21 protein-coding genes and 1 tRNA gene are annotated in these 21,805 nt (G+C 72.3%); 12 read left to right on the forward strand and 10 right to left on the reverse strand.

Features of this window, described 5'->3' with window-relative positions; translation table 11 throughout:
* The first annotated feature begins 108 nt into the window (after positions 1-108).
* The 7 genes from AB0A69_RS32045 to AB0A69_RS32075 all read left to right on the forward strand — a co-directional run bounded on the left by AB0A69_RS32045 (position 109) and on the right by AB0A69_RS32075 (position 5,349).
* Positions 109-402 (forward strand): hypothetical protein, encoded by a 294-nt coding sequence (locus AB0A69_RS32045; protein ID WP_361429313.1) that lies wholly within the window; start codon positions 109-111, stop codon positions 400-402.
* Between the two features lie 85 nt (positions 403-487).
* The gene (locus tag AB0A69_RS32050) at positions 488-1,216 is read left to right on the forward strand and encodes a DNA methylase (protein WP_361429315.1); all 729 of its coding nucleotides are present in this window, start codon (positions 488-490) and stop codon (positions 1,214-1,216) included.
* Complete coding sequence (locus AB0A69_RS32055) at positions 1,213-2,100, forward strand: bifunctional DNA primase/polymerase (protein ID WP_361429317.1); 888 nt, start codon at positions 1,213-1,215, stop codon at positions 2,098-2,100. Before AB0A69_RS32050 ends, AB0A69_RS32055 begins: the two co-directional genes overlap by 4 nt.
* Positions 2,097-2,456 carry a hypothetical protein gene (locus AB0A69_RS32060; RefSeq protein ID WP_361429319.1) on the forward strand — a complete coding sequence of 120 codons (360 nt, stop codon included), beginning with the start codon at positions 2,097-2,099 and terminating at the stop codon, positions 2,454-2,456. The genes AB0A69_RS32055 and AB0A69_RS32060 overlap by 4 nt, the downstream gene beginning before the upstream one ends.
* Positions 2,453-3,613, forward strand: a complete 1,161-nt coding sequence (locus tag AB0A69_RS32065; RefSeq protein ID WP_361429321.1) for a DUF3631 domain-containing protein — start codon at positions 2,453-2,455, stop codon at positions 3,611-3,613. Before AB0A69_RS32060 ends, AB0A69_RS32065 begins: the two co-directional genes overlap by 4 nt.
* 174 nt (positions 3,614-3,787) lie before the next feature.
* Positions 3,788-4,012 carry a helix-turn-helix domain-containing protein gene (locus AB0A69_RS32070; RefSeq protein ID WP_361429323.1) on the forward strand — a complete coding sequence of 75 codons (225 nt, stop codon included), beginning with the start codon at positions 3,788-3,790 and terminating at the stop codon, positions 4,010-4,012.
* Positions 4,013-4,092: 80 nt separating this feature from the next.
* Positions 4,093-5,349: a site-specific integrase gene (locus AB0A69_RS32075; RefSeq protein ID WP_361429325.1), complete on the forward strand. Its 1,257-nt coding sequence runs from the start codon at positions 4,093-4,095 to the stop codon at positions 5,347-5,349.
* Positions 5,350-5,572: 223 nt separating this feature from the next.
* Here the strand turns inward: AB0A69_RS32075 and AB0A69_RS32080 are convergent, their stop codons facing one another.
* The 4 genes from AB0A69_RS32080 to AB0A69_RS32095 form a co-directional block, all read right to left on the reverse strand.
* Positions 5,573-6,991, reverse strand: a complete 1,419-nt coding sequence (locus AB0A69_RS32080) for a Cys-Gln thioester bond-forming surface protein (protein ID WP_361429327.1) — start codon at positions 6,989-6,991, stop codon at positions 5,573-5,575.
* Between the two features lie 225 nt (positions 6,992-7,216).
* The gene (locus AB0A69_RS32085; RefSeq protein WP_361429329.1) at positions 7,217-7,663 is read right to left on the reverse strand and encodes a single-stranded DNA-binding protein; all 447 of its coding nucleotides are present in this window, start codon (positions 7,661-7,663) and stop codon (positions 7,217-7,219) included.
* A 239-nt stretch (positions 7,664-7,902) separates the two neighbouring features.
* Complete coding sequence (locus AB0A69_RS32090) at positions 7,903-9,618, reverse strand: GTPase (RefSeq protein ID WP_361429331.1); 1,716 nt, start codon at positions 9,616-9,618, stop codon at positions 7,903-7,905.
* 5 nt (positions 9,619-9,623) lie between these two features.
* Entirely contained in the window at positions 9,624-11,204 is a 1,581-nt protein-coding gene (locus AB0A69_RS32095) for a dynamin family protein (RefSeq protein WP_361429370.1), read from the reverse strand.
* A gap of 316 nt (positions 11,205-11,520) precedes the next feature.
* Between AB0A69_RS32095 and AB0A69_RS32100 the strand changes: the two genes are divergently transcribed.
* A tRNA-Arg gene (locus AB0A69_RS32100) sits at positions 11,521-11,593 on the forward strand.
* A gap of 173 nt (positions 11,594-11,766) precedes the next feature.
* Here the strand turns inward: AB0A69_RS32100 and AB0A69_RS32105 are convergent.
* Positions 11,767-12,033, reverse strand: a complete 267-nt coding sequence (locus tag AB0A69_RS32105; protein ID WP_361429376.1) for a hypothetical protein — start codon at positions 12,031-12,033, stop codon at positions 11,767-11,769.
* Between the two features lie 411 nt (positions 12,034-12,444).
* Here AB0A69_RS32105 and AB0A69_RS32110 point away from each other — a divergent pair, with 411 nt between their 5' ends.
* Positions 12,445-12,918 carry a hypothetical protein gene (locus AB0A69_RS32110; RefSeq protein ID WP_361429333.1) on the forward strand — a complete coding sequence of 158 codons (474 nt, stop codon included), beginning with the start codon at positions 12,445-12,447 and terminating at the stop codon, positions 12,916-12,918.
* A 533-nt stretch (positions 12,919-13,451) separates the two neighbouring features.
* Here the strand turns inward: AB0A69_RS32110 and AB0A69_RS32115 are convergent.
* Genes AB0A69_RS32115 through AB0A69_RS32125 form a run of 3 tightly spaced genes read right to left on the reverse strand, consistent with a single transcriptional unit; the run spans position 13,452 to position 15,189 of the window.
* On the reverse strand, positions 13,452-13,778 hold the full coding sequence (locus AB0A69_RS32115; protein WP_361429372.1) for a GYD domain-containing protein: 327 nt from the start codon (positions 13,776-13,778) through the stop codon (positions 13,452-13,454).
* A 27-nt stretch (positions 13,779-13,805) separates the two neighbouring features.
* A complete protein-coding gene (locus tag AB0A69_RS32120) occupies positions 13,806-14,444 on the reverse strand; it encodes a class F sortase (RefSeq protein ID WP_361429335.1) in 639 nt (212 codons plus the stop codon).
* Between the two features lie 19 nt (positions 14,445-14,463).
* Positions 14,464-15,189: a DUF4142 domain-containing protein gene (locus AB0A69_RS32125; protein ID WP_361429337.1), complete on the reverse strand. Its 726-nt coding sequence runs from the start codon at positions 15,187-15,189 to the stop codon at positions 14,464-14,466.
* Positions 15,190-15,623: 434 nt separating this feature from the next.
* Here AB0A69_RS32125 and AB0A69_RS32130 point away from each other — a divergent pair, with 434 nt between their 5' ends.
* On the forward strand, positions 15,624-16,328 hold the full coding sequence (locus tag AB0A69_RS32130) for a DNA-binding response regulator (protein ID WP_361429339.1): 705 nt from the start codon (positions 15,624-15,626) through the stop codon (positions 16,326-16,328).
* A 40-nt stretch (positions 16,329-16,368) separates the two neighbouring features.
* Here the strand turns inward: AB0A69_RS32130 and AB0A69_RS32135 are convergent, their stop codons facing one another.
* On the reverse strand, positions 16,369-17,178 hold the full coding sequence (locus AB0A69_RS32135) for an ABC transporter permease (protein WP_361429374.1): 810 nt from the start codon (positions 17,176-17,178) through the stop codon (positions 16,369-16,371).
* Between the two features lie 110 nt (positions 17,179-17,288).
* The gene (locus tag AB0A69_RS32140; protein WP_361429341.1) at positions 17,289-19,964 is read right to left on the reverse strand and encodes an alpha/beta fold hydrolase; all 2,676 of its coding nucleotides are present in this window, start codon (positions 19,962-19,964) and stop codon (positions 17,289-17,291) included.
* A 131-nt stretch (positions 19,965-20,095) separates the two neighbouring features.
* Between AB0A69_RS32140 and AB0A69_RS32145 the strand changes: the two genes are divergently transcribed.
* A complete protein-coding gene (locus AB0A69_RS32145) occupies positions 20,096-20,530 on the forward strand; it encodes a GNAT family N-acetyltransferase (protein ID WP_361429343.1) in 435 nt (144 codons plus the stop codon).
* A 74-nt stretch (positions 20,531-20,604) separates the two neighbouring features.
* Entirely contained in the window at positions 20,605-21,795 is a 1,191-nt protein-coding gene (locus AB0A69_RS32150; RefSeq protein ID WP_361429345.1) for a S8 family serine peptidase, read from the forward strand.
* The last annotated feature ends 10 nt before the right edge of the window (positions 21,796-21,805 follow it).

A 21,805-nucleotide genomic window follows, 5' to 3' on the forward strand; every position in this document is an offset into this window, starting at 1 on the left:
AGCCCTTCAGGGAGGCAGGGAGGCACCCCGCAACGAGGGCCGAAACGGCCCGGAAACACGCCTTCGGGATGCCTATCCCCGCCTCCCTCCGAACGAGCGAGGAGAGCCTTGATCCGCCTCCGCATCCAGTACACGCACTGGCCCCGCCGGGCCCTGATCCTCACCGACACCCCGCGCCCCGACTGCTGGGCGTGCGGTGGGGAGGGCGGCCACAACCGCGACTACGGCGACTACGAGACCGGTGAGTACGCGGGCACCGACTGGGAGCCCTGCCCCTGCTGGCACGAGAACCGCCGCTGGGTCCTGCTGCCCCTCCCGCGTCTCCCCCGGCCCTGGCGCCGCCGCCACACCGTCCCCGACCCGTGGGGCCCCGACGGCTACAGCGACGAACCGCCGTTCTAGCAACGCCGAAGGCGGCCCGCGTCTCGCCAAAGCCTCGGGCCGCCCTCGCATCCAGCATCCACTCAGAGAACTGGAGACATCCAGCATGACCCATCCCGTTCCCATCCTGCGAGACCCCGGCGATCGGCCACGCGTGCTCGATCTGTTCTCGTGCGCCGGCGGCGCCGCCATGGGATACCACCGGGCCGGATTCGACGTCATCGGCGTCGACATCGCGCCTCGACCCAACTACCCCTTCGCCATGCACCAGGGCGACGCCCTCGCCTACCTCGCCCACCTGATCACCACGGGCGAGATCCAGCAGTACGCGTTCGCGCACGCCTCACCGCCCTGCCAGGCCGGGTGCTCCCTCACCGTCGGCACCAACCAGTCCCAGGGATGGGGCGGCACCCACGTCGACCTCGTGGCACCCACCCGCCGGCTGCTGGACGACACGGGCCTTCCGTACGTGATCGAGCAGCCCAACGGCCGGGCCGAGATCCGCAAAGACCTCACCCTGTGCGGCGAGCAGTTCGGCCTCGGGGTGATCCGGCACCGGAACTTCGAACTCGGCCGCTGGAGCGTCACCCGCCCCGCCCACGTGAAGCACCGGGGACGCGTACGGGGCTGGCGACACGGCGAGTTCTTCGACGGCCCCTACGTCGCCGCCTACGGCAACGGCGGCGGCAAGCCCACCATCCCGGAACTTCAGACCGCGTTGGGCATCACCTGGACCAACGTCCGCGAGGAACTCACCGAAGCCATCCCCCCGGCCTACACCGAGTGGATCGGCCGCGCGTTCCTCACCCAGACCTCCCTGGCGGTGGCCGCATGAACACCCTCCTGTACGCCGCCCTCGACGCCGCCGCGCGAGGCTGGCACGTCTTCCCCCTCCGTCCCGGCAGCAAGCGGCCCGCCGGGCACCCCGAGCGAGACTGCCCCCGCACCGGCGAGTGCGCCGCCGGGCACCGCAAGTGGGAGCAGCGCGCCACCACAGACCCCAACCTCATCGAGCGGATCTGGCAGCACCGGCCGTACAACGTCGGCATCGCCACCGGCCCCTCCGGGCTGCTCGTGGTGGACCTGGACATGCCCAAGGGCAAGAGCAGTTCGGGCACGCCTAGCGGCGTGACGACCTTCAAGGCGCTCTGCGAGCGCGCCGGGCAGGCCGTCCCCACCACCCGCACGGTGCGGACCGCGAGCGGCGGGCTGCACCTGTACTTCGCGGCCCCGGCCGGCATGCGGCTGACGAACACGGCCGGCACGCTCGCGCCGCTGGTCGACACCCGGGCGTGGGGTGGGTACGTCGTCGCCCCCGGCAGCACCATCCCCGCGGGCGCGTACGAGGTCTTCACTGCGGCACCGGTGGCGGAAGCGCCGGGTTGGTTGCTGGACGCGCTGAAGCCCGTACGACGCCCCACCAAGCCCCTCTCCCTGCCCCGGCCCGGGCGTGCCACCCGCCTCGCCGAAGTGGCCCTCGAACGCGAGACCGCCGCCGTCGCCGGTGCTGCCGAGGGCGGGCGCAACGCCCGGCTGCTGGCCGGGGCGCGCGCCATGGGGCGCTTCGTCGCGTGGGGCGACCTCCCGCGCACGGTGGTCGAGGAGGCTTTTCAGCAGGCGGGCGAGGCGGCGGGCCTGTCGCCGGCCGAGTGCCGCGCCACCATCCGCAGCGCTCTGAACTGGTCCATCCGCACGGCCCGGCCCCGGGAGGCAGCATGACCGGCGCAGCCCGCCCCCGCCTGAAAAGCCTCACCCGAACCACCGACCAGCAGCACACCGCCACCCTGCCCGCATCGGTGACGGCCGTGGGCGGCCAAAAGGACGTCGGCCGTAAGGCCGTCCCTTCTGCTCTTAGCCCTGAGCCGCACCCGGGCGACGGCCGGTACGTCGTCGCCTTCCTGCGCATCACCGCACCCGGACGCGGCGCGGTACCGACCGCCACCTCCACGTGCGAGTGCGGCCGAAACCGCAGCGCCGTCGGCCAGGCCCGCGTCCTCGCGCTCATCGAGAAGCACGCCGCCCACCGCATCGTCTGCCCCCTGCGTCACCCGCTCGAAGGGAGGAACGCCGCATGAGCGAGCACACCATCATCGGCGCCGCACTGCTGGACGAGGTCGAAGCTTTCCACCGCCGTTTCAACGTCTTCCCCACCGAAGGCGCGTACGTCGCCGTCGCTCTGTGGGACGCTCACGCGCACTTGCTCGACGCGTTCGACTCCACTCCGCGGCTGGCGTTCCTCTCCCCCGAGCCGGGCTCGGGCAAGTCCCGCGCGCTGGAGATCGTGGAGACGCTGGTCCCTCAGCCGATGGTCGCGGTGAACGCGTCGGCCGCCGCCCTCTTCCGCGCCGTGTCCGGGGCCAACGGACGGCCCACCATCCTCTTCGATGAGATCGACACGGTCTTCGGGCCAAAGGCGGGGGACAACGAGGAACTGCGCGGGTTCCTCAACGCCGGCCACCGCCGCTCCGGGGTCACCTACCGGTGCATCGGAGATGGCGGCAACCAGACCGTGCAAGCCTTCCCGTCGTACTGCGCCGTCGCGGTCGCCGGGCTCGGCTCGCTGCCGGACACGATCCTCACCCGCTCCGTCGTCATCCGCATGCGGCGCCGGGCCCGGAACGAGAAGGTGGAGCCCTTCCGTGCCCGCATCCACGAAGCCGAGGGCAACAAGCTCCGCGACCGGCTTGCCGAGTGGGCCGAGCACGCCCGCGCCCGGGTGACGGATGCCTGGCCGCAGATGCCCGACGGCGTCACCGACCGGCCCGCCGACGTGTGGGAGCCCCTGCTCGCCATCGCCGACGCCGCTGGCGGGGACTGGCCGCGCCGAGCCCGCGAAGCGTGCGTGGCCCTCGTACGGGACGCGCAGTACACCGACAAGCACAGCCTGGGCATCCGGCTGCTCACCGACCTGCGCGACCACGTGCTGATCGGCGTTGAACGCCTGCCCACCATCGCCATCCTGGACCGGCTCAACGCCCTGGACGACGCCCCGTGGGCCGACTTGGACGGCAAGCCGCTCGACAACCGGCGCCTGTCCCGGATGCTCGGCGAGTACATGACCGCCGACAACGAGCCCATCCGCTCCCGGAACATCCGCACCGCCGGCGGAGTCCTCAAAGGCTTCCACGCCTGCGACCTGGAAGACGCCTGGGCACGCTACTGCCCCCCGCCCCAGGAAGCCGCTACATCCGCTACGCCGCTACAGCCCAGCTCAGAGCCCATGAATCTGTAGCGGCACCGCAGCGTGTAGCGGCTACGCCGCACAGCCCGTAGCGCGTCGTAGCCGCTACACGCCAGCCCTCCGCTACAGAAAACCCCCCGCTGACCTGCGATGTAGCGGTGTAGCGGCTGTAGCGGACTTCCCAGGAGGGGGGCACGAGCCCCGGACCGAGCTGAAAGGAGCCCGATGGCGACCGCCAAGACGCCCCAGCCCGTCACCGAACTCCCCGACCGGTACCTGACCCCGGATGACATCGCCTGGCTGTTCAAGGTTCCCCTGGAGACCGTCTACCACTGGCGCAAGCAGCGCGTCGGCCCGCCCGGGTTCCGAGTCGGCCGGTACGTCCGCTACGACCCCGCCGCTGTCAACGCTTGGGTTGCCCACCAGAGCGAGCTCGACACCGCCGCCTGACCATCCCTTACCGGCCCGCGTCACCCCTCGCCCAGGGGCGGCGCGGGCCGCTCCGTACGCCGAAAGGACCCACAGCCCGCATGGCTGGCCACATTCAGGATCGTTGGTACAAGACGGAGGTTGGCCCCGACGGTAAGCCCCGCCGGGTCAAGACCGATCGCTATGGGAAAGGGCTCCGTTACCGGGCCCGGTACGTCGGCCCCGACGGAACCGAACAGTCACAGAGCTTCCCGGACCGGCAGAAGACCAAGGCCGAGAAGTGGCTGAACCGGATCCAGGCCGACATGGACACGGGTCAGTACTTCGATCCGAAAGCTGGGCAGATCACATTCCGGGAGTACGCCGAGAAGTGGTTGAGCGGGCTGACGACGGAGTTGGGCAGTCAAGAGGTCGTGCGGAGGCGAATCCGACTGCATGCCGTCCCCTACCTGGGTGTACGCCCGATGGGTGCGGTCAGGCCGGAACACCTGCGTGCTTGGTTGAACGAGCTTCAGTCAGCAGTGCCGAACGGCACCTATCGGCGCGCGATCTACGACTCGGTTTCGTCGCTGTTCAACGCTGCCGTGGATGACGGCGTGATCCGGGCGAACCCCTGTCATGCCCAGTCGGTGAAGGCTCCGGTTCCTGAATCTCGGTTGATCATCCCGTGGACGGAGGAACGGGTCGTGTCAGTGCGTGCGGGGATGATTGACCGGTACGCCGCCACCGTTGACGCCGGCGGAGGGTGCGGACTCCGTCAGGGCGAGATCTTCGGCCTTGCCGAGGACAACCTGGACTTCGATACCGGCTGGGTCCACGTTCGGCAACAGGTCAAGAGGGTGGGCGGCGTACTCGTTTTCGCCCCGCCCAAGCGCGGCAAGCTTCGAGACGCGCCGCTCAGCCCTGTGGTGGGAATGGGTCTTCGTAGTCACATGGAGCAGTTCCCGCCGGTTCCCGTCACGTTGCCGTGGAAGACGCCGGACGGCCCGCTGGTGACGTTCCGGCTCGTCTTCACCAGCCCCGTGGGAAACGCTATCTGGCGGAGCTACTTCGATGATTACGTGTGGAAGCCAGCCCTCGCCCATGCGGGTGTCATCCCGCCCAAGGAGCCCGGCAAGCGTTACGCCGCAGCTCCGGATGACGGCATGCACGCGCTCCGGCACTTCTACGCCTCGGTGGTACTGGAGGCCGGTGGGAGCATCAAGGCGTTGAGCACCTACCTGGGACACTCTGACCCCGGCTTCACATTGCGCATCTACACCCACTTGATGCCGAGCAGTGAGGAGAAAGCACGGGGTGCCGTGTCAGCCGTGTTCCAGCGCATCCACCCGCCGGTGACCCTCGCCGCGGCGGCGTGACGGCCCACAGACGGCCCACGGCCCCGGACGAGCCCCTGCCCGGCAGTTCCGTTGCTGGTCAGGGGCCGTAAGGCACCCCTGAGCCGCCAGACACACCCCATCTTGCCTGACGTCCATCCCTCGATGGAAACCAGTTGTGTGAGGGGGTGGGTGGAGGGGGCGAGGGGGCGCGCCGCCGGACGCCGCCCTCACCAGCGCGGCGTCATCACCCGCTTGCGCGTTGTCACGACTTCTTGCGGAGGAAGAGCACCGCCGCCCCGCCGATGAGCAGGAACGCGATGGCCGTCCCGGCGATCATGGGCGTGGCTCCGGACGCGCCGGTCTCGGCCAGGTCCAGGTCGGTCTCGCCGCCCGCCGTGGCCGTCCCGGCGCCGGGGGTGGAGCCGCCGGACAGCGGGCTGGGCTGTGAGCCCGGCTGCCCGGCCATGGTGGCCGTGGAGCCGGTGGTCCTGCAGTCCAGGACGCCCTTGAAGGTCTTGGTGAAGCCGCCGGGTGCGGTGACCGTCAGCTGGTACGCCTGGTCCTCGGCGACCGGGATGGTCACCGTCCGCGTCGCGCCCGCCTCAACCGTGTACCGCAGGCCCATGAGCTCGTAGGAGAAGGGGGCGGCGCCCTTGTTGGTGGCGGTGATGTCCACGCCGCCCTTGGCGCAGTTCTTCCGGGCGGACAGGGCGGGTATGGCACCCGTGGTGCCCCAGGTGGCGGTGGCCGTCGCGGAGACGGTCGACCTGCTGGACCCGGCCAGGATCTGCGTCTGGCTCCTGGTGACCCCGGCGAACGCGCGGCCGACCGGTACGGAGGTGGTGCCCTGCACGCTCAGCGCGGCGGTGCCGTCGGCGGCGCCCGCGGGCACGTCGAAGTAGAGGCTGCTGCCGTTGACGGCCGAGTCGACCGGATTCCCGGTCGCGTCGGTGATCCGCACGCCGCTGGCGGCCGCGTCGGCGGGCGGGCTGACCGCGACCCGGTCGGCGTTGGTGCGCACGGTGACCGGTCCGAGCCGAGTGCCGGCGGGGCCGGCGACCGCGCCCGGCTCCAGGCGGAGGGAGGCCTCGGGCTCGGCGACGCTGCCGGCTTCCCCCTGCAGCCAGTCGGCGAGCTTCTCGGCCGCCGGGTCGAGCGCCTCGACCTCGGCCCCGTCCGAGTACCGCCAGATCGCCACCTGGGTGCCGGCGGCGGCCGTCTCCGGCGTGAGCGGCCCGGTGCCGGCCTCCTTGGCGAGGCCCACGAGGTCGTCGACCTGCGGGTAGGAGTGCTGGAGGATCCAGCGGATCCGGCCCGCGTCCTTGTTGCCGCCGAGGGAGGTCTGGTCCCAGGAGGTCTCCAGGTACCTGGCGTTCTCCTGAGTGGGGTTGTGTACGTCGATGCAGTACGTCTTGAGGGTGCCGCCGCCGTCGACGGTCATCTCGAAGAGGCCGGCGGGGAGCTGCTGCGTCTGGTTGCCGATGTGCAGGACGGCCTGGTGGAAGGTGGTCAGGCCGTTGAGGGTCGCTGCCGCGCCCCCCTGGTGCTGGGGCGCCTCGTCGGCGGCGGCGGGGGTCACGCCGACGGCGGCGCCGGCCGCCACCAGCCCGGAGGCGATGGCCGCGGCGGCGAAGCGGGCGGCGCGGCGCTTCCGCCTCCGTACACAAAACGCAGCAAACACAGAATTCCCCTCTGGGCGAGGTGTTGTCGCGTGGGACGCGTGGGGGGAGTGCCTCGCCTGCCGACTCAAGTGGCCCGTGGGTACCCAGGAGTACCCCGGTGATCCTAAAGAGGCGACCCGACACAGTCCCCTGTCATACCGTCAGATAACCATTCCGAATCGCAATCGTTATCGCCGGGCGGTCGCGCGCCGGGAATGACCCGTTCACGGCCGGGCACGACGCCGTCATCCAGCGAACCCCCCGGCAGGAACGGCTTCCGGCACCATCTCACGTTGTGCTGCATGACCCTGACGCTCCGTCAGCTCCGCTTCGGGCCGCGTCGCTCGTCTGAACGCCGACGTGCCGCGCGTCAGGTCGTGCCCCGCCGCCACCGCGTCGATGTCCACGAACGTCCGGCGCTGGCCCTCCCACTCCTCCTCCCGCACCTTCAGCCTCCCGTGCACCATCAGCGGATCGCCGACGGCGACCGACGCGGCGAGGTTCGCGCCGAGCGTCCGCCAGGCGCTCACCGAGTAGAAGCTGGTCGGTCCGTCGACCCACGTCGCCTTCTCGCGGTCCCACCGCCGCGCCCGGGCCGCGAGCCGGAACTTCGCCACCCCGCCGGCCGCGGTGTCTCGGTAGTCCACGCTTGTCGCCACGTTGCCCACGACCGTCACCATGGTCTCGGCCATGACACCCACCCCGTCCCTCTTCGCTACGCCCGCCGGCACCGCGCCGACCGTCGACGCCACCCATGCTGGCCGCCGCGCCGAAATCCCGCTGACGGGTGTGGACAACCCCGGACGTGTGCAGAACTCCGTCACCCATACGGGCGAGTGCACCTGGGGAACCCCGCAGCCGAGGCAGCGACCGCCGCGGCCCCGTCACCCCACCCGGCGGCCCGCCGTCACTCCCCCCTGCGGCCCGTCCGTCACCCCATCCGCCGGCCCGCCTCCACCGTCGCGTACTGCTCGCGCACCTCGCGGTAGCGCATGAGCTCGGAGGCGATCGGGTCGAGGACCATCGCCCGCCCGCACCCCGCCGCCGCCTCGCGCAGCCGCCGCTCGGTCTCCTGGCCGTACCGGCGCGCGGGCCCCCGCGCCGCCGCCGCGCAGCCCCACTCCACCAGCGGGCCGCCGACGACACCGGAGAGCATGATCAGTGCGGGCACCATGAGCCCCGGCTCCAGCACGCCGACGATCTGCCCCACCAGCCACAGGCCGCCGTAGAACTGCAGCAGCGTCATCGCCGCCTGGGCCAGCACCGCCGCCGGCCACCAGGCGGGGCGCGGCGGCTTGCCGTCCCGCCCCGGCCGCCCGGCCGTCACCGCCAGCTCGTCCAGCGCCTCCGGCAGCCCCTGCGCCCCGCGTACCGCCGCCTCGCGCACCGCCTGCGCCCACGGCGCCGGAAGCCCGCGCGAGGCCTCGTCCGCGACCACGCGTACGGCCTGCTCCACGCGCTGCCGCGCCGTGAGCTCGTCCTCCACCGGCGTCTCGGCGTCGCCCTGCGGTGGCGCGCCCCCCGGCGTACGTAGCCGCTCGTACCACCGCCACAGCCGCAGCCACGGCGTCCCGCACGCGCGCCCGGCGTTGCGGCGCCACTCGCGTTCGGCGGCCTCGCCCGCCGCGTGGGCGCCGACGGCGACCGCGAGCCGGGCCCCGAAGTCCTCGCGGGACCGCTCGTCGAGTCCGGGCCGGCCCTCGGCGACGTACACGGGGCGCAGCCGCCGCGCCGTCGCGTCCACGTCCGCCGACAGCCTCCGCTGGGCGGCGTTCCTCTGCTGAACGAACGCTCCGAGCAGCTCGCGCAGTTCGCCGACGCCCTCGCCGGTGAGGGCCGACAGGGCGAGGACCGTGGCGCCGGGTTCGCCGTGTTCGCCGAGCGCCATCCCGTCCTCGTCGAGGAGCCGCCGCAGGTCGTCGAGGACCTGGTCGGCGGCGTCGCCGGGGAGTCGGTCCACCTGGTTGAGGACGACGAACATCACCTCCGCGTGCCCGGCGAGCGGCCGCAGGTAGCGCTCGTGCAGCGCGGCGTCCGCGTACTTCTCCGGGTCGACCACCCAGATCACCGCGTCCACCAGGGCCAGCAGCCGGTCGACCTGTTCCCGGTGGGCGGTGACCGCCGAGTCGTGGTCGGGCAGGTCGACCAGGACCAGCCCCTGGAGCGCCTCGTCGCCGACCCCGCCCGCCAGGGGCCGGCGGCGCAGCCGCCCCGGGATGGCGAGCCGGTCCAGCAGCCCGCCCGCCCCCTCGGACCAGGCGCACGCGATGGGCGCGGAGGTGGTCGGCCGGCGCAGGCCGGTCTCGGAGACCGGTACCCCTGCCAACGCGTTGATCAAAGTTGACTTCCCGCTCCCGGTGGCTCCGGCGATGGCGACCACCGTGTGCCGGGTGGAGAGCCTCTGACGGGCCGACGCCTCCTCCAGGACGCGCCCCGCCTCGGCGAGCGTCTGGCCGTCCAGCCGGGTCGCGGAGAGCCCCACCAGCTTGCGCAGGGCGTCGAGCCGGCCGCGCAGGGCGGTCGCGTACGGGCCGGCCGGCTCCTGCGCTTCCGCCGAGGCCGGTTCCTCGTCCGCCGTCACCCCCTGCTGCTCCTGCACGCGCCGGGCGATGAGCCCGTCGTCCCAGCGTTCCTCCACGGTGCTCACCGCGGTCACCTCTCCCTCTGGAGGACGGACAGCGCGGCGATCAGCTCGGCCTGCGGCTCGGGCGTGATGTCGAGCCGGTCGAGCGGTGCGAGGCGCCGGTCCCTCTCCTCGTGCAGTACGCGGTCGATGTACGTCTCCACCAGCTCGCCGCCCCGGTCGCGCAGCCTCAGGGCGCCCTGCGCGCCGATCAGTTCGGCGAGCCGCTCGCCCGCGCCGCGGGTGCGGCGCCCGCCGAGGAGCGCGGCCGCCAGCAGCGCGGCGACGGTGTCGGAGTCGGGCGCGGCGGATCGTTCCATCCGGCCCACCTCCTCCTCGGCGAGCTCCTCCAGGACGCGCCGCCAGCGCCGTACGGCCATGCCGATCCGCTCGCCGGCCTCCCCGTCGGGTGGTGCCTGTCCCCCGCCGACGGCCCCGGCCGCCGGTTCGCGCCGCCAGACTTCCTGGACGTGTTCGTCGGCGGCGGCGACGGCGCACTGCAGCAGCGCGCCGAGCGATTCGGTGAGCGAGTCGAGCAGTTCGGCGGCCGTGCAGTCGCGGGGGTAGCCGCGCCAGCGGGTGCGCGCGTCCCCGGCGAGGACGGCGCCGCGCCCGAGCTCCCGGCGCACGCGCTCGCCCTCCTTCCCGTACGCCGCCTCGACGGTGCCGGAGAGCCGTACGGCGGCGGCGTACTGCGCGGCGACGGCGCCGGCCAGCTCGGGCATGCGGGCGCGCAGCGAGTCGATGACGCCCTTGGCGGTCCGCCCGACGGCCTGGCGGCGGGCGGCCGGGTCCTGGGCGTGGTACGCCAGCCAGGCCCGCAGCGCGGCCACGGCGTTCTCCGGCAGCAGCCCGCTTCCGCCGCCGGCCGATTCGGGCAGCTCGGGGATGGTGAAGCGCGGTACGTCGCCGAGCCCGGCCCTGGCCAGGAGGGCCTCGTACTGCCGCGACACCTCCCCGATCACCTGGTGGGGCACCCGGTCGAGGACGGTGACCAGCGTGGCGTCGTACTCCTTGGCGGTACGCAGCAGATGCCACGGCACGGCGTCGGCGTAGCGCGACGCGGTGGTGACCATCACCCACACGTCGGCGGCGCACATCAGCTCGGCGGCCAGTTCGCGGCTCTCGACGACGAGGGAGTCGATGTCGGGGGCGTCGAGCAGGGCGAGCCCGCGCGGCAGGCTGTGTGCGGTCTCGACGCGCAGCGCCTTCTCGCCGGCGGGCTCCTGTTCGCCGTCTTCGGGCACCCACACGCGGGCGAGGTGCGGCAGCACCCGCATGCCGGCGAACCAGTGGTGGTCTTCGGGGTGGCAGACGAGGACGGGCGTCCGTGTGGTGGGCCGCAGCACCCCGGCCTCACTGACGCGTCGCCCGACCAGGGAATTGACAAGCGTCGACTTCCCCGCCCCGGTCGAACCGCCGACGACGGCGAGCAAGGGCGCTTCCGGCTCCTTCAGCCGGGGCACCAGATAGTCGTCGAGCTGGGCGAGCAACTCGGCCCGCGTCTGACGAGCCCGCGGCGCCCCTGGAAGGGGGAGGGGAAGACGCACGGCGGCGACACGGTCGCGCAGGGCGGAAAGTGCGTCGATGAGCTGAGGCCGTACGTCCAAGGTCACCACATGCGAAGAATGCCCAATTTCGGCACGCTTTTGAAGCGTATGGACCCCTCTGCGCGCCGATCAAGGGCAAGGGACACAGGGGACGAGTGGGACGCAGGCATAACGAGTGCACAACACCCGGCGCGCGTGGCGCAAAAAGCGCTGCGAGAATCGCACCTGCCTGCGATTATCGGTTCGCTTCACCGAACCTCCACATCGTGCCACGCAGGTGAAGCGACCGGGCCAAGGGGATCGGAGCCCTATCCTTGTGCCCGGCAAGGTCACGGACCGCCCGACCAGGGGCTCCAGGTCACCAAGGCCACCACCGGCCCCCGTAGCTCAGTGGATAGAGCAGGCGCCTTCTAAGCGCTTGGCCGCAGGTTCGAGTCCTGCCGGGGGCGCCCGTCTCCGTCCTCCTTCGGGAGGGCGTTCTTGCTGCTCAGGGCGGGTGACGCTCGACACAGCGAAGCCCTGGATCCCCTTTGGTGATCAGGGCGAGATCCGGGCTGTCCGGCTGTCACCGGGTTTCGCGGGCGGCGGTGTCGACTCCGTGTCGAAGATTCTCGGCAGGCGATCAGCCGGTGCCAGGCAGCTCCGACAGGTCACCCGCCGCTTCGAGCCGCCGCTTGAGGTCCGGCAGCTGCCCGTCGACGCATCGGGCGTACGCGGCGAGCGCTTCGAGCAGTTCCAGGGCGGTGCCCGGGTGATCGGCGAGCACGGAGAACCGGTGCGCCAGCGGGAACAGCTCCACCCCCTGCTTGCAGTCGATCCCGACCAGCCCGCCTTCGGCTCCCCGCCTGAGGGTCCGTGCCGTTGGCGTGCCGGATCCTGCGGGACCCATGGGTGGCAGCGGGGACTTGCCCCAGGTGAGCTCCGGGCTGCAGCACCGCCCCACCACAGGTCAGCGCAGCAACGCCGCCAAGAAACCCAAGCTTCTCAAGCGGGGGCTCAGACACCGTCATCGCGTACGGACCGCCGCGGTGAACACCGGTCCCCTGCAGCCGGATGGCCCGGCACCTCACCAGGTATCGAAGCCGCAGGTCACCGGCAAGGTTCCCCAGCCGCTCCCCTAAAGCGGTGCTTGCTTGTACCCAGCCCAGAGCCGAAGGGCGAGCCGACCAAACATTGCGGTAGGTGGGAGTCCGGACACGAGGCTCGTCCCCAACGGTGCTTGGTTGGTGGTGCCGACGTCCGACGGCACGGGGTTACGAGCGCCCTGTTGTCGAGGGCTGCACTCTCGTACCTTGCCGACATGGACTGGACACCACTTCTGGCTACGCTCCTTGGCGCCGCGATCGCTACAGGCTCCGCCCTGCTTGTTGAAGTCAGAAAGGATCGGCGTGAGGCCCTAGCGGAGTGGAGGCGAAGTAAGCGGGAGCTGTACGGCGCCTATCTCGGAGTGCTGTCCCAGGTACGTAGCGAGCTTCAACTCATCATCCTGGATCGCGGGATGTCAGAGGCCGATCGCACGATCGCAGCTAGGCAAAGCTTCGCAAGGTGCTACGAGCTCCGGTACCAACTGGAGGTCTTCGCGCCGCGAGCCGTTGTTGAGCCGGCACTGGACTACTTCCGCAGCGTCCGTCGGGCACGGGAGGCAACCATACGAGGCGTGCCGGATGGTGATGAGGGGTACGAGGCCGCGTTCCAGGACGTGATGGAAGCCCTGATCGCCATACGCACTGCTATGCGCCTCGATATGGGCACCGACAGGCTCCCTACCGACTGAGCACTTCGTATGTGAGACCTTCACACCCCTGGAACCCGGTGAGGCGAGCGATGCCCTCAGGCCGTCCGCGGTCTTCTGCCTCAACAGGTCCATGGCCTGGCATCACCGGATGACATCAACGTGGCAGGACGTGGGCGAATTTCAGCGGCCTGGGCAAGATTTCGATTCGTCAGGCGACCACAGCCTCCGGAGTGCCGTGTGACAAGGAGCGTCCGGCAGATGTCGAGAGAGAGGGTCCACCGACTCCATCGGCGGAGCCTCTCGAAAGATCGAGGCTAGTCACTTGCGTGGGAAGGTCACAGGGTCCGGGGGACGAGGAGGTGGCAGTCCATGATCTTGCGGGCCGGTCTCGCCCGCTCCGGGTGAGACCTAGCCTCGCGCTTTTGGTCGGCACACCTGGTGGCAGTGGGCGGACCGGCCAGCCGAACCGCTGGAGGTCTGCACAGTTCCGGAGCTGTTGCGATGTCCGCCGTCTCCACGGGCCGCCCCTTTGGGACCCCTTCGGCCGACGCCGGCGCACGCCGGGCGCGGCGTCAGGCGCCCGGAGGGCGGTACCGCACCTGTTCGGCTCGGCGCAGCGCGTCCAGGGTTTCGTCGACGGTCAGCAGAACGGTCGTCTCGAACGAGCCGAGCGCGCCGCCTCCGCTGATGGCCAGCGCGACCGCGGCCATGGAGACGTTGTCCGGCGCCTCCCACAGGGTGAATCCGTCGTGGCTGCCGAAGGCGTACCAGAAGCCGTGCAGCTTCCCGCCGACGGACTCGATGTACGTCCGGGCGGCCTCGGTGCGGTCCTCGGGGTGGCCGATCATCCTCGCCCACGTCTGCGGCGTGTAGCTGAACCTCGACAGATAGAGCGGCATCATGTGCCTTTCTTCGGGGGTTCGTCGTCAGCGGGGTGCGCCATAGAGCACCAGGTTGTCGGCGTACGCGTGCGCGTCCCGGTCGAAGCGGCCCGCGCAGGTCACCAGGGCGAGCCGCGGGGCGCCGTCGGTGCCGAACAGGTCGGCGGGGAGGGCGGACTTCGGGTACGTGCGGCGGGCGACGATCTCGTACGTGTGGCGGGCGCCGTCGGCCGTGGTGACGTGGGCGCGGGCGCCCAGCGGCACCTCGTGCAGGGCTTCCAGGGGGCCCGCTCCCTCGTCCGCCGAGTCGAGGTGGCCGGCGAGGAGGAGGGTGCCCCGGGTGGCGCCGGGGTGGGCGCCGAGAGCCCACCAGCCCAGGCGCGCCGGGGATTCCGGTACGGCGAGGACGCCCTTGGTGTCGGTGGCGACGGGGTCGACCGGGGTCCGTTCGACGTGGCCCGGAATGGTGAGGGTGAGGGGCGGGGAGGCCGCGTGGGCGGCGCCGCCGGCCGCGGTGGCCGCCGGGAGGGCGCCCGCGTCCGGGGCGCGCACGGCGGGGTCCACGGCCGACGGCGGCCACAGGCAGGTCAGCGCGGCCGAGGCGGCCGCGGCGATCCCGGCCCAGACCAGGAGCCGGTCGGGGCCGGGCTCGCCGCGCAGCCAGAGGCCGCCCTTGTCCGTCACGGGCGCACCACCGCCGGCGTCAGCGGCCGTCGTTGCGGCGGATGCGGTTGGCGGCCCAGAAGGCGCCGCCCGCGACGAGGACGCCGCCGAGCGCGAGCGCGGGCACGGCGAGCATCACCGGCACGTCGGCCGCGAGGGCGGCCTGTCCGCCGTTGCCCGCGTGGATCGACTTCGGCGCGGTCGCGGCGTCGGCCGCCGCGCCGCGGCAGGTGCCGCCACGCACCATGTCCAGGTGCATGGCGACGACCGGCCGCGCCGACTTGGCGGCGGCGGTCACCTCGGCGTTCTTGCCGTGGGCCACCTGGTTGTCGATCATCGTCAGCGTCTTCTGGTGGGCCGCGGACTGCGCCTGGAGCCAGGCGGTGTCGTACGCGCTGGTACCGGCCTTCTTCATGACGTTCGCGAGCGTCTGCTGCTGCTCGGCCGTGGGGGCGACGGGCAGGTCGACGCCGAGCTTGTCGGCGAGGGACTTGGTCGAGGCGTCCAGCTTGGTGTGGTCGCGGACCAGGGCCTTGCCGACGTTCTTGACGCACTCGGTGGTGGCGTTCTTCTGGGCGTCCTGGCCGGCGGCGATCTCCGCCAGGTTGCCCTGGTGGGAGGCGCGCAGGAAGGCGTTGTCGATGGGCAGCGGGCTCGCGTCGCCGGTGGCGAACGCGGGGGCGGCGGCGCCTGTGGCTATGCCGGTGAGGGTGAGGCAGGCGAGGGCCGTGGCGGCCCGGCGCCGGGGGGAGCGGCAGCGGATCACGATGTCTTGTCCGTTTCTCGTCGGTCTCGTCGATCTCATCGGTGTCGTCGGTGTCGTCGGTCGCTTCGGACTCCTTGGTCTCCGGAGCGAGGGTCCACAGTGACCATCCGAAATCGGCCGTACGCCGTCCGCCATTCGCACTACTGCAAACGGAGCACCACCGCCGGATCGGCGCCTGTCCGGCGATGGCTTGGACTCGCCAACCCCTGAACTGGGTCTTGTCACCGTATGCAGTCACATGCGTACATGGAGTTGCGTACGTTCCAAGGGGATGGCGGGGGTGGTCAGCCGTGGCGAACGCTCCGAGCTCTGTGCTCGGCCGAACGGCTCTGAGAGGTACGTCGACACCGGTACGAGCGGTGTCACCACGGTCACCTCAGCGCGTGGCGCCCCTCATACCACAGCAAGCAGCGACACAGCAGGCATCGCAGCAGATGACACGTCAGCAGGTACCGCAGCAGGCGCCGCCGCGTCAGGAACCGAGACCGGCGGGCCAGTCGGTGCGCGGTACGCGGCAGATCTGCGCGGCGCTCGCGGCGCTCGCCGAGTCCGCCCGCCGGGAGCTGCTGACCTTCGACGACCCGGCCGCATGCCTCGGCCAGTCGATCCCGCAGCCCTTCCTGGAGCTCGCCGGCGCGTGCGTGCGCACCGCGACCGAGCGGGTGGGTACGGTCCGCCAGATCGTGCCGCGGCACGCGCTGGACCGGGTGACGGCCGCCGACGTCACGGCGGCGGCGCGGCTGACGGGACGGGCGCGGCTGACCGAGTCGATCCCGTTCAAGATGATCGTCGTGGACCGGACGGTCGCGGCGGTCCCGCTCGACCTCGAGCTGCTCTACAACGGTCTGCTGCTGATCCGCGACCCCGTGATCGTCCAGGCGCTGGTGCGTGCGCACCACGCATGGTGGGAGGCGGGCGACGATGTGACGGCGACGCCCGCTCCGGCGGGCTCGCTGCCGCCGCACCTGCGGCCGGTGCTGGAGGCCCTGCTGGCCGGGCTCACCGATGAGACGGCCGCCGCCCGGCTCGGGATATCGGGGCGTACGTACAGCAGGCGCGTGGGCGAGCTGCTCGCGGCCCTCGGCACGACGAGCCGCTTCCGGGCGGGAGCGGAAGCGGCGCGCCGCGGCTGGATCTGACCTTCCGGGCCGGCCGCCGTGCGAGGGCGGCCGTGCACGGCTACGACACGATGTCCTTGCGTGCGAAGCCCCGGAAGGCGAGCGCGAAGAGCACGAGGGCGTATGTCACCGACACCGCCGTGCCCTTGGCCATGCCGGTCCACTCCAGGTGCGGCTGGAGCGCGTCGGCCCAGGCGAACTGCCAGTGCGCGGGCAGGTAGTCCCGCCAGGAGCCGAGCGCCGTCACCGCGTCCAGCACATTGCCGATGATCGTCAGCCCGACCGCGCCGCCGACCGCGCCGAGCGGTGCGTCGGTCTTGGTCGACAACCAGAAGGCGAGCCCCGCCGTGACCAGTTGGGAGACGAAGATGTACGCCACGACCAGCGCCAGCCGCGGCAGTGTGTCCGCCGTGGCCAGGGAGCCCCCCGTGGGCAGCCGCAGCGGGCCCCAGCCGTACGCCACGGTGCCTACGGCGAGCGCCACCAGCGGCAGCATCATCATCGCCGCCGCGCTGAAGGCGAGCGCCACGGCCAGCTTGGACCAGAGCAGCCGGGCGCGCGGCACCGGCGCGGCCAGCAGGTAGCGCAGCGACGACCAGCTCGCCTCCGACGCCACGGTGTCCCCGCAGAACAGCGCCACCGGAATCACCAGCAGGAAGCCGGCCGAGACGAACAGGCAGGTCGCGGCGAAGTTGGCGCCGGACGCGGTCGCCGTGTCCATCAGGGTGATCCGGGTGTCGCCCCGCCCGTCCGAGCCGCCGCCGATCGCGAAGGCGGCGACCAGTACGAAGGGCAGGGCGGCCAGGATTCCGCCCATGACGAGGGTGCGGCGCCGTTTCAGCTGGCGTACGGCTTCGACGCGCAGCGGCAGGGTGTGCCCGGCCCGGTAGCCGGCAGCGGCGGTCCGGGTCGAGGCCGTGGCTGGGGTCGTGGCCGGGGTCGTGGCTGGGGTGGTGGCCGGGGTGGTGGCCGGGGTGGTCGTCACGCGGATCCTCCTCCGATCAGGGTGAGGAACGCGTCCTCCAGGCGGCGGTGCGGGCCGACTCCGGTCACCGGCAGATCGAGCCGGACGAGTTCGGCGAGCAGGGCGGCCGTGGTCGTCGTGCCGTCCAGGCGGACCAGCAGCCCGCCGTCGGTGCGCACCGCGGAGTCGACGCCCGGAAGCGCGCCGACCTTCTCGACCAGCGGCCCCTGCACCTCACCGTCCGTGGTGACCAGCAGCGTGTCGCCCGCGCCGGTGATCTCCGCGACCGGGCCCGCCTGGACGAGCCGGCCGCGGTCCATGACGACCAGGTGGGTGCAGGACTGTTCGACCTCCGACAGGAGGTGGGAGGAGACGATGACGGTCCGACCCCCGGCCGCGTACCGGATCATCACGTCGCGCATCTCGCGGATCTGCGGCGGGTCAAGTCCGTTGGTCGGTTCGTCGAGGATGAGGAGGTCCGGCAGGCCGAGCATGGCCTGGGCGATGGCGAGCCGCTGGCGCATGCCCTGCGAGTACGTCCGTACGGCGCGTGCCAGGGCGTCGCCGAGGCCCGCGATCTCCAGGGCCTCCTCCAGGTGCGCGTCCTCGGCGGGGCGGCCGGTGGCGCGCCAGTACAGCTCCAGGTTCTCCCGGCCGGACAGATGCGGCAGGAAGCCCGCGCCCTCGACGAAGGCGCCCACCCGGGACAGGACGGGTGCGCCGGGCCGGATCGCGTGGCCGAAGACGCGGATCTCTCCGGCGTCGGGGGTGATCAGGCCCATGAGCATGCGCAGGGTGGTGGTCTTCCCGGCGCCGTTGGGTCCGAGGAGCCCGAGGACCTGGCCCTTCTCGACGCGGAAGGACAGGTCGCGGACGGCGTACCTGTCGGCGGACTTGGCGTACCGCTTCGTCAGGCCGCTGATGGTGAGCGGGACGTCGGCGAGCGCCGGGTCGGGGGCGGGCGCGGCGGTGCGGCGGCGGGCGGTCAGGAGCAGGGCGGCGGCGATCAGGGCGCCGCCGGCCGGCAGGCCCCACACCCACCACGGCAGGCCCGCCGCCTGCGTGCGGACGCCGGGCGCGGTGGGGACGGAGAGTCCGCTCGTCAGCTCGACGGTGTACGCCGCGGGGGCGACCGGGGAGGCGTAGGCGAGGTCGGTGGCGGCGAGGACGAGCCGCAGCCGGTGCCCGGCCTCCACCTCGTGGTCGATGGCGGGGAGCGTCAGCTCGACCTCCTTGCCGCCCTTGCCTCCCGGGCCGCCCTTGCCGCCCGGGCCGGTGGCTTCCACGCGCACCGGGGTGACGAGCTGGGCGGGCAGCACCTGGCCGCGGCCGTCGGGGCCGACGTCGTACACCTTGGCGAAGAGGACCGCCTCGCCGCTGTCGGAGGCGACCTTGACGCGGACGGTGGGCGAGCCGGTGACGCGCAGGGGCTCGGTCAGGGGTGCCGACTCGAAGCGGGCGTGCTGCCCGGGGAAGTCGAGGGACAGGCCGACGCCGAAGGAGGAGAACCGGGACAGTCCGGCGCCGATGCCGGGCACGGTGGAGATGGCGGGCGGATTGGCGCCGGCGGGGTTGCGGAAGGTCTGCGGGGGGCCGGCGAGGGCGAGGGTGCGGGTGCCGCCGCGCAGCCCGGGGTACGTGCCGCCGGTGGCGCCGCGCAGCTGGGCCTGCCCGTCGGTGGAGTCGACGCCGCCGGTGCGGCTGACCCGGAAGGCGGGGCCGGTGTCGACGCCGGTGTCCTGCTTCAGGTACCGGTCGAACCAGTCGGCGATGCGCGCTTCGACGCGGGCGGTCTCGCGGTCGCCGCCGTCGTGGCCGCCGGCGATCCAGTCGACGGCGACGGGTGCGCCGTTGTCGCGGATCGCCCGGGCCATGGCGTCCGCGTGCGACAGCGGGAAGAGGGAGTCGGACTGGCCCTGCACGATGAGCGCGGGCACCTTGATGCGCCCGGCGACGGCGGAGGGGCTGCGCGCGGCCAGCAGCTCGCGTGCGGCCGCGTCGGGCTTCCCGGTGACGGCGACCCGCTCGTACATGCGGCACAGCTCGTCCTGGAACCGCCCGCAGGCGGTGGCCCCGCCGCCTTGGGCCGCGGTGCCGGTGGTGAAGAAGATGCCCGCCCACAGCTTCTTGAGGACGCCGTCGGGGAAGAGGGCGTCGGCGAGGTTCCAGTAGGTGATCTGCGGGGCGATCGCGTCGACCCGCTCGTCGTGGCCGGCGGCGAGGAGCGAGATGGCCCCGCCGTACGAGGAGCCGGAGACGCCCACGCGCGGGTCGCCCGGGGCGTCGAGCCGCACCTCGGGGCGCTTGGCGAGCCAGTCGATGAGCCGCGAGACGTCCTTGACCTCGAACTCCGGGTCGTTCAGGCCGATCCGCCCGGTGGAGCCGCCGAAGCCGCGCGCGGACCAGGTGAGCACGGCGTAGCCGTCCTTCGCCAGCCGTTCCGCCTGGGCGCGTACGTCGTCCTTGCTGCCGCCGAAGCCATGCCCGAGGAGCACGGCGGGGCGGCGGCCGTCGTCGGGACCGGCGGTGAAGAACGACGTGTCGATCCCCGCGCCCTCCATCTCCAGCACCCGGTCCTCGCGGTGGGGGGCGGGTTCGTCGTCCGAGGCGACGGCGGTCCAGGTGCCGGCGCCCGCGAGCAGCACGACGGCGGAGACGAGGGCCCACGCGGCGCGGCGTAGTCGGATCTGCATGCCTGGCATGCCTAGACCCTACGGTCCCCCCGGCCCGCCCGTCCGCTGCCGCCGGGCGGAGCCGGAGCACCTCCTTGCGGCGTACGCACTACCGTCGCCGTACACCAGCCGCGGTATGTCAGGAGCACCCGATGGAGATCCGCCGTGCCACGACCGTCGCCGAACTCGTCGCCGCCGAGCACCTCTACGACGGGCCGGCCCGCCCCGAGTGGGCCGAGCGGTTCCTCGCCGCTCCCGGCCACCTCGTGCTGATCGCGTACGCGGACGACGGCGTGCCGGCCGGGATGGTGTCGGGCGTCGAGATGCTGCACCCGGACAAGGGCATGGAGATGTGCCTGTACGAGCTGTCCGTCGACGAGCGGTACCGGCGGCGCGGCATCGGCCGGGCGCTGACCGAGGCGCTCGCCGCCGAGGCCCGTGCGCGCGGCGGCTACGGCATGTGGGTCGGCGTGGACACGGACAACGGCCCGGCCCTGGCGACGTACCGCTCGGCGGGCGCGGCCGACGATGGAGAATTCGCCATGCTGACGTGGGAATTCGGAGACGAAGTTGGGAGGAACCGCTAGCACTATTGTGCGGTACATGACCAGCCGAGACGCTGTGGGGCCGTCCGGTAGAAGAAAGGTCAGGTGCCCACGAGATGAGAGCCCCCACCCGCAGGTTCCGGCGCCGCGTCGGCGCGCTGATACCCGTCATCGCCCTCACGGCCGGTCTGCAGTTCGCCGCCCTCCCCACGGCGCACGGCGCGCCCGTCGGCGACCTCCGTCTCGCCCCCGCGGAAACCGCCGTGGCCGACAGCTGGATCGTCGTCCTCAAGGACGGCTCCACGCGCGCCGCCGACCTCGGCGTCACGCCCGGGCACGAGTACCGCAGCGCCCTCGACGGGTTCTCCGCCACCCTGTCGAAGGCGAAGGCGGCCGCCCTCGCCGCCGACCCGAGGGTCGCGTACGTCGAGCAGAACGAGACCGTCCGTCTCAACGCCACCCAGGCGAACGCGACCTGGGGCCTCGACCGCGTCGACCAGCGCAGCCTGCCGCTGTCGACGACGTACACGTACAACACCTCCGCGTCGAACGTGAACGCCTACATCATCGACACCGGCATCCGCACCTCGCACAGCGAGTTCGGCGGGCGCGCGGTGGTCGGCACCGACACCGTCGGCGGCGGGCAGAACGGCCAGGACTGCCAGGGCCACGGCACGCACGTCGCCGGTACGGTCGGCGGCAGGACGTACGGCGTGGCGAAGGCCGCCAAGCTGGTCGCGGTCCGGGTGCTGGACTGCAACGGCTCGGGCACCACGGCCGGGGTCATCGCGGGTGTGGACTGGGTGACGGCCAACGCCGTCAAGCCCGCGGTCGCCAACATGAGTCTGGGCGGCGGCGCCAACACCTCGCTCGACAACGCCGTCAAGCGGTCGATCGCCTCCGGCGTCTCGTACACGATCGCCGCCGGCAACGGCAACATCCTGGGCCTGCCGGAGAACGCCTGCAACACCTCCCCGGCCCGCGTCCCCGAGGCCATCACCGTGGGCGCGACCGACAGCGCGGACAAGCGCGCCTCGTTCTCCAACTACGGCACCTGTCTGGACCTCTTCGCGCCCGGCGTGAAGGTCACCTCGGCCTGGCGCACCAGTGACACGGCGACGAACACGATCTCCGGTACGTCGATGGCGGCCCCGCACACGGCCGGTGTGGCGGCCCTGTACCTGTCGCGGAACCCGACCGCGTCCCCGGCGCAGGTGAGCACCGCTCTTGTGAACGGCGCGACGACCGGCAAGGTGCAGAACGCCCTCACCGGCTCCCCGAACAGGCTGCTGTACTCGCTGTTCTAGAACCCTCCAG

It is taken from the genome of Streptomyces sp. NPDC045431 (assembly GCF_040646655.1).
In the GTDB taxonomy this organism is placed as follows: Bacteria; Actinomycetota; Actinomycetes; order Streptomycetales; family Streptomycetaceae; genus Streptomyces.